The sequence below is a fragment of the Trinickia sp. genome, assembly GCF_036503415.1.
GTDB lineage: Bacteria > Pseudomonadota > Gammaproteobacteria > Burkholderiales > Burkholderiaceae > Trinickia.
This window is the reverse complement of the sequence record NZ_DASXWY010000017.1, coordinates 1-12,761: the sequence shown is the minus strand read 5'-3', so window position 1 is coordinate 12,761 and position 12,761 is coordinate 1. Positions and strand designations below refer to the sequence as shown.

Genomic DNA, 12,761 nt, shown 5'->3' with positions numbered 1-12,761 from the left:
GATCCTTTCGCCGATGCAAGGTAGGTATACGGGATTTCCATAATAAACAAGCTCGGTAGGCACACGGTGGACTTCGCTGCGGCGATCCGACGGGTCCGCTATAGTAGGCAGCCATAGCGAGGCATGACCACAAATAATCAGGAGACCCAACGATGCACGGCTCGCCGGCGCCCACGCCGCCCGTCCCACCGGCCCCGTCCCACGGCAGCCTCACCGTGTTGCAAGGCGCGGCGCTTTATGTCGGCGCCGTGCTCGGCACGGGTGTCATCGCGTTGCCCGCGCTGGCGGCCAACATTGCCGGGCCGGCTTCGCTGCTGGCCTGGCTCGCACTCGTTCTGCTGTCCGCGCCGCTCGCGGCCACGTTCGCCGCGCTCGGTGCGCGCTACCCCGACGCGGGCGGCGTCGCAACCTACGTGCGCAACGCGTTCGGCGAGCGCGCCTCGGCCATCGTCGGCTGGTGTTTCTACTTTGCCGTGCCCGCCGGCGCGCCGGCCGCGGCCATGTTCGCGGGCGCCTACGTGGCTGCGGCCGTCGGCGGCGGCAGCCAGACCGTGTTGCTGACGAGCGTCGCACTCGTGATTGTCGTCACGGCCGCCAACGCGCTCGGCGTCACGATCTCGGGGCGCTTGCAAGTCGTGCTCTCGGCGCTGCTCGTGGCGTTGCTGCTCGCGGCCGTCGCCGTTTCGGCGCCGCATGCGCGGCTCGCCTATCTGCACCCGTTTGCACCGCACGGCTGGTCGGCCATCGCACCCGCGGCAGCGTTGCTCGTCTGGAGCTTTGCGGGCTGGGAAGCCATCACCCACCTGGCAGGCGAATTCCGGCATCCGGCGCGCGACCTGCCGCTCGCCTCGGGCATCGCGGTCGTCGTCGTGGGCGTGCTCTACCTCGCCGTCGCCGCGGCCAGCGTGCTCGTGCTGGGCCCCGCGGCAGGCCAGGCCGACGCGCCGCTCGCCCAGTTGCTGGTGATCGGTATCGGCGGCAAAGTCCGGATCGTCGCCGCGTTCGCCGCCGTCCTGCTCACGCTTGGCACGATGAACGCTTACTTTGCGGGCGCAGCCAAGCTCGGTGCCGCGCTCGGTCGCGACGGGGCCCTGCCGCGCTGGCTGGCAGCAGGCTCGCTCGCGGGCGACGTCCCGCGTCGCAGCCTGGGCGTGGTCGCGGCGCTGGCCGCGCTCGCCACCGCGGTCGTTGCATGGGCGCAGCTCGGGCCCAAACCGCTCGTGCTGGTGACGACGGGTTCGTTCGTCACGGTCTACGCGCTCGGCACGGCCGCCGCACTGAAGCTGCTGCCGCGCGGCAGCGCCGCCCACCGATGCGCCGGCATCGCATTGATCGCGGTCGCGGCGCTATGCGTGGCGACCGGATGGTTCCTGCTGTGGCCGCTCGTGATGAGCGCCTGCGCGCTGCTTTATCTGGCGCTGCAAAAACGGTTGCAAAAGCGTCGCGACGCCCGGCTTCGGGGCGCGCGGGGCAAGGTCGCGCAAACCGACGGTTAGCGTGCAGTCATCGCGTCAGGACGCGCCGCTGCTCGCCACGGCGGGATCGCCGAGCCGATAGGCGCGCCGGGCATTGGCACCGAAGACGCGCGGCACCGCGTCGGCACCGTACGTGCCGACCAGTTCGAGCGCATGAGCGAGCCACGCCCGCCCTTCTCCTGCACAGCGCACGACGGGAAAATCGCTGCCCCAAATCGTCCGCTCGGTGCCGAACAGCTCCAGCACACGCCGAGCCCACGGCTCGACCGTCTCGACGGGCGAGCCCGGCGCCGCCTCGGTCCATAGACCTGACAGTTTGCAGTAGACCGACGGATGGGCGGCGAGCGCGGCGAGCCGCTCGCTCCAGGCCTCGCGCCCCTCTCCGGAGGCGATGACGGGCTTCGCCGCATGGTCGATCACGACCGTCAACGACGGATGCCGCTCGACGAGCTCGAGAATCCAGGGCAGATGCACGGGGCGAACGAGCGCGTCGAAAGTCAGCTGCGATTCGGCCATCGCATCGAGCGCACGACGCGCGAACGGGCGCCCGATCCACCCCGGATCGGGCAGGTCCTGCAGCATCGGCCGCAAGCCGACGAGATGCGGATGCGTCGCCAGCGCCGCGATACGCGCGGGCGCATCGTCGCGCTCGAAGTCCGTCCATCCGACCACGCCAGCGACTTCGCCGGGATGCGCCAACGCGTGCTCGAGCAAAAAGGTCGTTTCGTCCTCGGTCGGCGCAGCTTGCACGAGAATGCCGGCGCTTACGCCGAGGGGCGCGAATTCGTCGCGCCAGTGCGCCAGCCCGTAATCGCGGTAAAGCACGCCGAACTCGGGCGTGAGCCACCCGTAATCGCCCCGCGCCAAGGACCAGATATGAAAATGTCCGTCGATGACCATCGTCAGGAATCCTGAACAAGCAAAGGAAATGTCTTTCTGGCGATCCGCCGCATCGCGGGCGGCGGCATCGTGCGCCGGGCAGCCCTCAGCCGGGCTCGCTCGCGTTCGCGGGAATGAGCCCCTCGCTTTTGAGCGCCACCCAGAACGCGCGCGGAATGGGCGCCGCCATCGCGGCGCAGTTCTGCCGGACTTCCTCGGGCGTGCGCGCACCGGCGATGACGCAGGCCACCGGTCGCGGCGCCTTGCAAAACTGCAGCGCGGCGGCCTTCAGATCGACGCCGAAGCGCTCGCATAAGGCAAGAAGGCGTGCCCGTCTGTCGAGCATCGAAGCGGGGGCTTCGGCATACTCGAACGTATTGCCGCCCGCGAGGAGCCCCGAGTTGTAAGGACCGCCGATCACGAACTGCACGCCGCGCGCCTCGCAAGCAGGGATCAGCGCATCGAGCGCGCCGGTATCGAGCAGCGTATAGCGCCCCGCGAGCAGAAAAATGTCGGGATCCGCATCGTCGAGCGTTTTCAGGCAAGGCTCGACGCGATTCACGCCAAGCCCCCACGCGCCGATGACGCCCTCGTCGCGCCATTGAGACAGCACCTTCATCGCGCCGTCCACCGCGATCCGGTAGTGTCGCAGCCAGTCGTCGCCATGCGTGTCCTGTGCGACATCGTGGATATAGACGATATCGATGCGATCGGTGCCGAGCCGTTTCAAACTCGCCTCGAGCGAGCGGCGCGCACCGTCGCCCGAATAATCGTATTCCACGCGAAACGGCAGGCCGCCCACAAAGCCGTTATGAACCTCGGGCACGGAAGCGTCCGGAACCAGCAGACGCCCCACTTTCGTCGATACGGCGAATGCGTCGCGCGGATAGCGCGCAAGCGCGCGGCCCAGCCGCGTTTCCGAGAGACCCGCGCCATAAAACGGCGCCGTGTCGAAGTAGCGAATGCCGGCGTCCCAGGCGGCCGACACCGTCTCCAGCGCCACCTCGTCGCTGACGCGCGCAAAAAGATTGCCGAGCGGCGCCGCCCCGAAGCCCATTGGGCCGGGGGCGATCGCGCCGCGCTCGTCACGGTCGTGGCGATCTGAGCGATCGTGGGTCACGGTCGTATCTCCATAAACGAAGCGCCCGTATCAGGCGTGGGATAACTGCGGCGCCTTGGCCGCGCGTTCGGATTTCGCCGCCTTGCCCCGACGGGCCGAGGCGCGCTTGGTGGCTGGCGCGACGCACGATTGACGCACGACCAGCTCTGGGGCGAAGACGATATGGCGGGGCGCGACATCGAGTCCGTTCACCCGCTCGACGAGCATGTCGAGCGCGGCGGCGGCCATCTCGTCGACGGGTTGCCGCACCGTAGTCAGCGCCGGTGAGAATGCGGCCGCCCACGCGAAGTCGTCGATGCCGACCACCGAGATGTCATCGGGACACCGGATGCCCGATTCGGCCAGCGCGCGCATCGCGCCGATCAACATCTGGTTGTTCGTCGCGAAGATGGCGGACGGCGGCTCGGGCAGCTTCATCAGCGCCTGCGCGGCCTTGAATGCCTCGGGCTCGCCGAAAGCGCCCTGCCGCACGAGTTCCGGTATCACATCGAGCCCTGCCGCGCGCAACCCGTCGACGAATCCGGCCAGGCGATCCCGGCCCGGCACGAGATGTTGCTGACCCGCAAGGATCGCAACGCGCGTATGGCCGAGCGAGAGGATGTGCTGCATGACGATGCGCGAAGCGGCCACGTTGTCCAACACGACAGAGTCGTAATCCGACGCCCGGATGATGTGATCGACGGCCACGATCGGCATGATGCCGACGTCGTTGGCGAGGTCTTTGTAGGTTTCGTCGGGGCCCGTCGCGCACAGAATCGCGCCGACCGCCAGATGCGCGCGCAGCATGCGCAAGTACCAGCGTTCCTGCTCGAGATCGCGCTCGCTATCGCAAAGCAGCACGGCATAGCCCAGCGTGCGCGCGCGCTTTTGGACTTCGTGGACGAGCTCCGTGAAAAATGGATTCGTGATATCGGGCACCACGAGACCGATCAGCTTGGTCGCACCTTTCTTGAGGCTGCGCGCCACGGTATTCGGCGCATAGCCGAGCGCCGCCACCGCCTTTTGCACGCGGCTCGTCAGCTCGGGGCTCACGTACGTCGAACCCGAGAGTACTGCCGAGACAGTGGCCAGGCTGACCTCGGCCAGCCGCGCCACATCCTTCATCGTTGCTGCCACGTTGTTTCCCGCTCTGAATGGTCCCATCGATGCCTTTGCCGAGCCGCTCCTCATGGTCTCGCCGGCAAGACGAGCCCCGATCATATCCGCATTCCCAAACTGTGGCAAAACGTTTAGCGAAACGTTTCGATGGATGCGGCAACATGGTTAACCCGATAGTGCCGTCTCACCTGTTGACATCGGCCTTAGCGCCATCTAGTCTCACGCCGAAACGTTTAGCGAAACGTTTCGGCAAGCGAACCGCCGGGGCTCCCTTCGGGGCCCCGTCCAGGACGAGACAGATGAGTGAGACAGATCAACCGCCAGCCGGGCAAGCGCCGCGCCCCCTGGTGTCCATCCGCAACTTGTGCAAGTCGTTTCCCGGCGTGCGTGCGCTCGACAATTGTCAGTTCGAGTTGCTGCCGGGCGAGGTCCATGCCCTGATGGGCGAAAACGGCGCCGGCAAGTCGACGCTGATGAAGGTGCTATCGGGTGTCTACCAAAAGGACGAGGGGGAAATCCTCGTCGATGGCCAACCTGTCGACATTCCCGACCCGCGCGCCGCCCAGGCACTCGGCATCGGCATCGTGCATCAGGAATTGAACCTGATGAATCATCTGAGCGCCGCGCAGAACATCTTCATCGGGCGCGAGCCGAAGGGGCGCCTCGGGCTTTTCATCGACGAGCGCGAGCTCAATCGCCGGGCCACGGCGATCTTCAAGCGTATGCATCTGAAGCTCGATCCGCGCACGCCGGTCGGCGAGCTCACGGTGGCCAAGCAGCAGATGGTCGAGATTGCGAAGGCGCTCTCGTTCGATTCGCGCGTGCTCATCATGGACGAGCCCACCGCGGCGTTGAACAACGTCGAGATCGAGGACCTCTTTCGTATCATTCGGCAACTGCAGACGCATGGCGTCGGCATCGTCTATATCTCCCACAAAATGGACGAACTGCGGCAGATCGCGAGCCGCGTGACGGTCATGCGGGACGGACAGTACGTGGCCACGGTTCCCACCGCGACAACACCGGTCGAGACCATCATCGGCATGATGGTCGGACGCCAGCTCGACAGCGCGCCGCGGCACCCCAGCCACACCGCCGATAACGAGATCGCGCTCGAAGTCAAAGGCCTGACGCGCGGCACCGCGATCCGCGACGTGAGCTTCACGTTGCGTCGCGGCGAGGTGCTCGGTTTCGCCGGCCTCATGGGCGCGGGCCGCACGGAAGTGGCGCGCGCGATCTTCGGCGCCGATCCGCTCGAGCGCGGCGAGATCCATGTGCACGGCAAGCGCGTATCGATCAAATCGCCGAAGGATGCGGTGCGCCACGGCATCGGCTATCTGTCCGAAGACCGCAAGCATTTCGGCCTCGCCACCGGGATGGACGTGAAAGCCAACGTGGCGCTGCCGAGCATGCACAGCTTCACCTCGTTCGGCATGTTTCTCGACCAGCGCGCGATTCATCGCGCGGCCGACAAATACGTGAAGCAGCTGCGCATCAAGACACCTTCGGTCGATCAGCAGGTGCGTCTGCTCTCCGGCGGCAATCAGCAGAAAATCGTGATCGCCAAGTGGCTGCTGCGCGATTGCGACATCCTCTTTTTCGACGAACCGACGCGCGGCATCGATATCGGCGCGAAGACGGAAATCTACAAGCTCATCGACGCGCTGGCGGCCGAAGGCAAGGCCATCGTCATGATCTCGTCGGAGCTCCCCGAAATCCTGCGCATGAGCCATCGTGTGCTCGTCATGTGCGAGGGGTGCGTGACCGGCGAACTGCCGGCCGGCACCGCCACGCAGGAAAACATCATGCAGCTCGCGACGCAACGCGAGTCAGTCGTCACCGAATGAATCGACGGAATCGAACATGAGCCAGACACCGAACCCGCTGCCTCCGGCAGAACCCGCCCTGTCGATGGAGCGCGAGCGCAGCGTCGCCGCACTCCTCGGCAAGATTTTTCACTCCGGCGCACGCCAGAAGCTGCTCGCGTTCGCCAGTCTCATCGTGCTCATCGCATTTTTCGGCATTGCGTCGCCGCAGTTCCTGCAGGTCGACAACCTGGTCAGCATCTTGCAGGCCACGGCGGTGAACGGTGTGCTCGCGGTCGCTTCCACGTTCGTCATCATCACCGGCGGCATCGACTTGTCCGTCGGCACGTTGATGACCTTTTGCGCCGTCATGACGGGCATGGTGCTGACGAACTGGGGAATGCCGCTTTTCGTCGGCATTCTCGCCGCGATTTTCTTCGGCGCGCTGTGCGGCTGGATCTCCGGCTTTCTGATCGCGAAGCTGCGCATTCCGCCGTTCATCGCCACGCTCGGCATGATGATGCTGCTCAAGGGACTCTCGCTCGTGATCTCGGGCACGCGGCCCATCTATTTCAACGACACGCCGGGCTTCACGAGCATTTCGCAGGATTCGGTGATCGGCACTTTGATTCCCGCGCTGCCGATTCCGAACTCGGTGCTGATCCTCTTCCTGCTCGCGGTCATTGCGGCGGTGGCGCTCAACAAGACGCTGTTCGGCCGCTATACGTTCGCACTCGGCAGCAACGAGGAAGCCGTGCGCCTGTCCGGCGTTGCCGTCGATCGGTGGAAGATCGCCGTCTATACGGTGGGCGGCGCCATTTGCGGCATCGCCGGTCTGCTGATCGCTTCGCGGCTGAATTCCGCGCAACCGGCGCTCGGCCAGGGCTACGAGCTCGATGCAATCGCGGCCGTCGTCATCGGCGGCACGTCGCTATCGGGCGGCATCGGCACGATCACGGGTACGATGATCGGCGCATTCATCATGAGCGTGCTCGTGAACGGGCTGCGCGTGATGTCGGTCGCGCAGGAATGGCAGATCGTCGTGACGGGCGGAATCATCATCGCGGCCGTCTATATGGACATGCTGCGTCGAAGAAAACAGCGGTAACGTTTGCTTTGTTTTACAGCAGGCGCGCGCTTCGCCCGCGCCATGAGTTCAACCAGAGAGGAGACGTGCAAATGATGAAACCGAGATTGATCGGCGCGGCAGTCGGGCTTGCCCTGGCATTGGGATTCGGTGCGGGGGCACAAGCGGCGGACGAGCCGTATGTCGCGCTGATCTCCAAGGGCTTTCAGCATCAGTTCTGGCAAGCCGTGAAAAAAGGCGCTGAAAAGGCTGGCGAGGACTATCACGTCAGAGTCACGTTCGAAGGGCCCGAAACCGAAGCGATGGTCGACAAGCAGATCGACATGCTCTCGGCCGCGCTGGCGAAACGGCCCGCCGCGATCGGTTTTGCCGCGCTCGACAGCAAGGCGGCGATCCCCCTCCTGAAGAAGGCACAGCAGGAGAAGATCCCCGTCATCGCGTTCGACTCGGGCGTCGACAGCAACATCCCGCTCGCCACCGCGGCGACCGACAACAAGAAGGCAGCCGCGCTCGCCGCCGACAAGATGGCCCAGCTCATCGGCGATGAAGGCGAAGTCGCGCTCGTCGTGCACGACCAGACGAGCCGCACGGGTATCGATCGGCGCGACGGTTTCGTCGACGAAATGAAGGCCAAGCATCCGAAGGTCAAGATCGTCGATATTCAATACGGCGCCGGCGATCAGTTGAAATCGACCGAGATCACGAAGGCGCTGCTCGCCGCGCATCCCAAGATCAAGGGCATCTTCGGCGCGAACGAAGGCTCGGTGATCGGTGTCATCCACGGCACCAAGGAAATGAAGATGACCGGCAAGGTCGTCATCATCGGCTACGACTCGGGCAAGGAGCAAAAAGAAGCGATCCGCTCCGGCATCGAGGCCGGCGCAATCACGCAGAACCCGGGCGGTATCGGCTACGAAACGGTCAAGGCGGCCGTCGAGGCCATCAACGGCAAGGCGAAGCAGATTCCGAAGGTGATCGACACGGGCTTTTACTGGTACGACAAGTCGAACATCGACGATCCGAAGATCGCATCGCAGCTCTACGATTGAGTCTCCCTCCCCCACCCTGCGTGGGGTCTTAGCCGGTCGCCCGCCCACGCGCGCGACCGGCTACGCATCGAAACCGTGGACACTGTGACGCGCAGTGGCTACGATCGTCGAACCGTCAACTTTCGTACCGAATACGCTCATGCAGCCAGCATCGCTTTCCGTTTTGCCGACCGACCTCGACCGAGCGCTCCTCGTCGGGCGCGTCTGGCGCGAAGCGCCCGTCGATGGGCCGTCCGTCGTCGCCGTGCGCAACGGCGAGGTCTTCGATATCACGGCCTCGGCACCCACGACAGCCGATCTCTTCGATCGCCCCGATGCCGTCGACGTCGCCCGGCACGCACCGGGCGAGTCGCTCGGTCCCGTCGCGCGATGGATCGAGGCGAGCTTCGACGGTGGCGGCGCAAGCGGCGCGCGGCTCTTGGCGCCGTGCGATGTGCAAGCCATCAAGGCCTGCGGCGTGACGTTCGCCGTCAGCCTGCTCGAACGTGTGATCGAAGAGCAAGCCGGCGGCGATGCGAGCAAGGCCGAGCAGGTGCGGCAGCTCATCGTCGAGCTGATCGGCACGGATCTCGCGAAGATCAAACCCGGCTCGGAAGCGGCCATGAAGCTGAAGGCCGAGCTCGAGCGTCGCAATGCCTGGTCGCAATACATGGAAGTCGGCATCGGCCCGGACGCCGAAGTGTTCTCCAAGTCCCAGCCGATGTCGGCGGTCGGACTCGGCGCGGCCGTCGGTCTTTACCCGAGCTCGCAATGGAACAATCCCGAACCCGAGATCGTGCTGGCCGTGAACAGCGCGGGCGGCATCGTCGGCGCGACGCTCGGCAACGACGTGAACCTGCGCGACATCGAAGGCCGCTCGGCGCTGCTGCTCGGCAAGGCGAAGGACAACAACGGCTCGTGCGCGATCGGCCCGTTCGTGCGCCTTTTCGACGAACATTTCACGCTCGATACGGTGCGTCTCGCGAGTCTCGCGCTGCGCATCGAGGGCGATGACGGCTTCGTGCTCGAGGGCGTCAGCCACATGAGCGAGATCAGCCGCGATCCGGCCGACCTCGTCTCGCAGACTTTCGGCCCACATCATCAGTACCCCGACGGCTTCGTGCTGTTTCTCGGCACGATGTTTTCGCCGATCAAGGATCGCGATGCGCCCGGCGCCGGATTCACCCATCACCTCGGCGATGTGGTGACGATTTCGACGCCTTCGCTCGGCGCGCTCGTGAATACGGTGCAACGGTCGAATGAAATTGCACCGTGGACGTTCGGCGTGCGCGCGCTTTACCGCAACCTCGCGCGCCGCGGGCTGCTCAACGCGTAACGCTCGCGCGAGGCGTCGAACGCTCCGTCACGCCTTCGCGCGCGAGCCGCATGGCTTCGACAAGCACGGCCTGCTCGCCGATATGATTGGCGAGCAACAGAATCAGTTGCGCATTGGCAGACTGGCTTTGCGCATCGTCGAGGTCCCGATGCATCTCGAGCAACGCTTCATAAAAATCGTCTGGCCGGGTCAGATTCGGTTCGGTCTTCAACGGCATATCGTCACCTCGATCGCATCGCCGCGCTTGGCGGCGTCAATCCACGTTGGCGCATAGCGCACGCGCGAGCGCTGCTTCCAGATCGGCGGCAGTTGCCGCACGCCAGCGCGCGCAGACATGCTGGTCCGGCCGGATCAGGTATGCGGTGCCGGGTTTCGCGTCGTAGCGTGCGGCAGCCAGCCCTTCCCGATCGAATAAAAGGGTCGCGGCAGCGGCATCATCGGTGCCGCTCACTTGCGCACCCGCCGGCAATACGACGACGTTTCGGACTGGAACCCGGCAACTCGTTGAGGCCGCCAGCAATCCTCGCGCATTCGCGTCGAGTCCATTCGGACCGCCGAAAATGAGCAGCGAGAAAGTATCGCCGAGGTGCGAGAGCAGCCAGTCGTCATCACCGTCGCGATTGACCGGGGCGTCGGCGCCGACGGAACCGGGCACCGTGCTGCCCGAGAAGGTGTCGCGATCCGCGGTGTTGAGCGCGGAGTCGGCAAGCACCGACGGAACCGACAGCCTGCCGCTGTTGACGAGCTGGCGAGCGAACGCATGATGTCGCGCGAGCATGAGCACCGCGTCGCGAAAGACCCGGCTCGTCGGCGTCTTTGGCGTGATGAAATCGGTCGAGCGCGTGGAGTGGCGGATGTTCTCATCGGCTGCATATTCGCGTTCCCGCGCATAGGAATCGAGCAGCGCGTCCGGTGCCAGTCCTCGCAGCACGAGCGCCAGCTTCCAGGCAAGGTTATCCGCATCCTGCAAGCCGCTATTCGCGCCGCGAGCACCGAACGGCGACATGCAATGCGCACTGTCGCCCGCGAAAAGGACATTGCCGCACCGAAAGCTCTTCATGCGCACGCATGAAAACGTATAGACGCTGACCCACTCGAGGGAAAATTGCGCATCGTGGCCCAACAGTGCACGCACGCGCGCAAGCACACGCTCGGGCGCCTTCTCGAGCTCCGGATCGGCATCCCAGCCGAGCTGGAAATCGATTCGCCATACATTGTCGGGCTGTCGATGCAGCAGCACCGACTGATTCGGATGAAATGGCGGATCGAACCAGAACCATCGTTCAGGCGGAAAATCGGCCTCCATCTTCACGTCGGCGATCAGGAAGCGGTCCTTGAACGTGCGTCCCGCGCTGTCGCAGCCGAGCAGCTTGCGCAGCGGACTGCGCGCGCCATCGGCGGCCACGACGAAACGCGCGCGCAACGCGTATTGCCCCTCGGGGGTCTCGATCGTCAACGCGATCGGCTCGCAGCCGTTGCCGCGCGTACCCGCATCGCCCATCCGCGGCGCTTCGATTGCGACCACTTTGTTTTTCCAGCGCACGTCGAGATTGTCGAGCTGCATCGCCCGCTCGAGCAGATATCCTTCGACGTAGTACTGCTGCAGATTGACGAACGCCGGGCGGCGGTAACCGCTTTCTCCGAGCAGGTCGAACGCATAGACGAGTTCGTCGCGGACGAACACCTTCCCGACGTGCCAGCGCACGCCCTTCGCCGCCATGACCTCACCGCAACCGAGACGGTCGAATACCTCGAGCGATCGCTTCGAAAAACAGATCGCGCGCGATCCGACAGAGAGGCGGTCATCGTCATCGACGAGCACCACCTCGATGCCGCGCTGCGCGAGATCGATTGCCGTCGCGAGTCCCGTCGGGCCCGCACCCACGACGACGACCGGATGGACCACCGCCTGCGGATCGGACGCAGCTTCCGCCGCGCGTCGATAGGCGAAGTGCGCGTTCCGATAGTCGGCCGGCGTTTCCATACGTTGCCTCGGGCGCTCAGGCCTGCAGGGCGCCCCACATTTCTTTGTCGCGCTGCGCCGTCCAGATGCGAGGATGAACGATGCCGCTCGCCTCGTCGTAAGCACGCGAAACGTCGAACGGCAGACAATGCTCGTAGATGAAGACGCTACCGAACTTGGGGTCCATCGCCTCGCGCGCGAGGGCCATCGCGGCCTTGAGATCGAGCTTGCGCTCGACGGCCGTGCGCGCTTGCGCAAGCAGCGTCGTGACGAAATCCAGCGTGTAGTCGATGCCGGCGTTCACGGCCGCGCGATTCGTCAGTGCGGGGCCGCGTCCCGGCACGAGCTTCTCGGCCCCGAGCGCGCGCAATGCATCGAGGGTGGCCGGCCATTGCGCGAGTTGTGCGTCGCCGCAATAGCAGGCCGCCTCGTATTCCACGAGATCGCCCGAGAACAGTACCTTTTGCCCGGGGAGCCAGACGACCGTATCGCCTTTCGTATGGCCCGCCCCGAGATGCATGATTTTGACTTCCAGCTTGCCGAGAAACAGCGTGAGCTCCCGCTCGAAGACGAGCGTCGGCCAAGTGAGGCCCGGCACCGTCTCCACGCCTGCGAAGAGCCGCGGAAAGCGTTCGATTTCGGAGTGCATGTCCGCTTCGCCCCGCTCGACGATCATCTCGTACGTGCCGCGGCTCGCGATGATTTCCTGGGCTCCTTCGCTCGCATAGGCCGACGCGCCGAGCACGCGCACGGCATGGTAGTGCGACAGCACGACGTGCTTGATCGGTTTGTCGGTGACGCTGCGGATCCTGGCGATCAGATCGCGCGCCATGGCGGGCGTCGCAGTCGTATCGACGATGAGCACGCTGTCGTCGCCGATCACTACGCCGGAATTCGGATCGCCTTCCGTCGTGTAGGCATAGGCGTTTTCGGACAACTGCTCGAACGAGACGCGCTTTTCCTGCAGATC

General features: G+C 65.1%; 11 protein-coding genes. 5 read left to right on the top strand and 6 right to left on the bottom strand.

Features of this window, described 5'->3' with window-relative positions; all coding sequences use genetic code 11:
• The first annotated feature begins 152 nt into the window (after positions 1-152).
• A complete protein-coding gene (locus VGL01_RS02680; RefSeq protein WP_331566803.1) occupies positions 153-1,496 on the top strand; it encodes an APC family permease in 1,344 nt (447 codons plus the stop codon).
• Between the two features lie 15 nt (positions 1,497-1,511).
• On the opposite strand, the gene VGL01_RS02675 is transcribed toward VGL01_RS02680, so the two are convergent.
• From VGL01_RS02675 to VGL01_RS02665, 3 genes are all read right to left on the bottom strand, one after another.
• Positions 1,512-2,375, bottom strand: coding sequence for an amidohydrolase family protein (locus VGL01_RS02675; protein ID WP_331566802.1), 864 nt, complete (start codon positions 2,373-2,375; stop codon positions 1,512-1,514).
• Between the two features lie 85 nt (positions 2,376-2,460).
• Complete coding sequence (locus tag VGL01_RS02670) at positions 2,461-3,411, bottom strand: aldo/keto reductase (RefSeq protein ID WP_414720160.1); 951 nt, start codon at positions 3,409-3,411, stop codon at positions 2,461-2,463.
• 93 nt (positions 3,412-3,504) lie between these two features.
• Positions 3,505-4,590 (bottom strand): LacI family DNA-binding transcriptional regulator, encoded by a 1,086-nt coding sequence (locus VGL01_RS02665; protein ID WP_331566798.1) that lies wholly within the window; start codon positions 4,588-4,590, stop codon positions 3,505-3,507.
• A 281-nt stretch (positions 4,591-4,871) separates the two neighbouring features.
• Here VGL01_RS02665 and VGL01_RS02660 point away from each other — a divergent pair, with 281 nt between their 5' ends.
• The 4 genes from VGL01_RS02660 to VGL01_RS02645 all read left to right on the top strand — a co-directional run bounded on the left by VGL01_RS02660 (position 4,872) and on the right by VGL01_RS02645 (position 9,828).
• Complete coding sequence (locus tag VGL01_RS02660) at positions 4,872-6,419, top strand: sugar ABC transporter ATP-binding protein (protein WP_331566796.1); 1,548 nt, start codon at positions 4,872-4,874, stop codon at positions 6,417-6,419.
• A 64-nt stretch (positions 6,420-6,483) separates the two neighbouring features.
• Positions 6,484-7,485: an ABC transporter permease gene (locus VGL01_RS02655; RefSeq protein WP_331566889.1), complete on the top strand. Its 1,002-nt coding sequence runs from the start codon at positions 6,484-6,486 to the stop codon at positions 7,483-7,485.
• A gap of 71 nt (positions 7,486-7,556) precedes the next feature.
• Complete coding sequence (locus VGL01_RS02650) at positions 7,557-8,513, top strand: ABC transporter substrate-binding protein (RefSeq protein ID WP_331566794.1); 957 nt, start codon at positions 7,557-7,559, stop codon at positions 8,511-8,513.
• A 139-nt stretch (positions 8,514-8,652) separates the two neighbouring features.
• A complete protein-coding gene (locus VGL01_RS02645) occupies positions 8,653-9,828 on the top strand; it encodes a fumarylacetoacetate hydrolase family protein (protein ID WP_331566792.1) in 1,176 nt (391 codons plus the stop codon).
• Here the strand turns inward: VGL01_RS02645 and VGL01_RS02640 are convergent.
• From VGL01_RS02640 to VGL01_RS02630, 3 genes are read right to left on the bottom strand one after another with little or no spacing between them, the layout of a single operon-like run.
• Positions 9,818-10,045, bottom strand: a complete 228-nt coding sequence (locus VGL01_RS02640; RefSeq protein WP_331566790.1) for a DUF2783 domain-containing protein — start codon at positions 10,043-10,045, stop codon at positions 9,818-9,820. The two genes, VGL01_RS02645 and VGL01_RS02640, sit on opposite strands and share 11 nt — an antisense overlap.
• A gap of 36 nt (positions 10,046-10,081) precedes the next feature.
• On the bottom strand, positions 10,082-11,812 hold the full coding sequence (locus VGL01_RS02635; protein ID WP_331566788.1) for an FAD-dependent oxidoreductase: 1,731 nt from the start codon (positions 11,810-11,812) through the stop codon (positions 10,082-10,084).
• A gap of 16 nt (positions 11,813-11,828) precedes the next feature.
• Positions 11,829-12,758, bottom strand: coding sequence for an MBL fold metallo-hydrolase (locus VGL01_RS02630; protein WP_414720159.1), 930 nt, complete (start codon positions 12,756-12,758; stop codon positions 11,829-11,831).
• Positions 12,759-12,761: the final 3 nt, after the last annotated feature.

What these genes read in the sequence shown, in the direction of transcription:
- VGL01_RS02675 (WP_331566802.1), bottom strand. Translation starts at nt 2,375, where the DNA reads ATGGTCATCGACGGACATTTTCATATCTGGTCCTTGGCGCGGGGCGAT.
- VGL01_RS02655 (WP_331566889.1), top strand. Translation starts at nt 6,484, where the DNA reads ATGGAGCGCGAGCGCAGCGTCGCCGCACTCCTCGGCAAGATTTTTCAC.
- VGL01_RS02650 (WP_331566794.1), top strand. Translation starts at nt 7,557, where the DNA reads ATGATGAAACCGAGATTGATCGGCGCGGCAGTCGGGCTTGCCCTGGCA.
- VGL01_RS02640 (WP_331566790.1), bottom strand. Translation starts at nt 10,045, where the DNA reads ATGCCGTTGAAGACCGAACCGAATCTGACCCGGCCAGACGATTTTTAT.
- VGL01_RS02680 (WP_331566803.1), top strand. Translation starts at nt 153, where the DNA reads ATGCACGGCTCGCCGGCGCCCACGCCGCCCGTCCCACCGGCCCCGTCC.
- VGL01_RS02660 (WP_331566796.1), top strand. Translation starts at nt 4,872, where the DNA reads ATGAGTGAGACAGATCAACCGCCAGCCGGGCAAGCGCCGCGCCCCCTG.
- VGL01_RS02670 (WP_414720160.1), bottom strand. Translation starts at nt 3,411, where the DNA reads ATGGGCTTCGGGGCGGCGCCGCTCGGCAATCTTTTTGCGCGCGTCAGC.
- VGL01_RS02635 (WP_331566788.1), bottom strand. Translation starts at nt 11,812, where the DNA reads ATGGAAACGCCGGCCGACTATCGGAACGCGCACTTCGCCTATCGACGC.
- VGL01_RS02645 (WP_331566792.1), top strand. Translation starts at nt 8,653, where the DNA reads ATGCAGCCAGCATCGCTTTCCGTTTTGCCGACCGACCTCGACCGAGCG.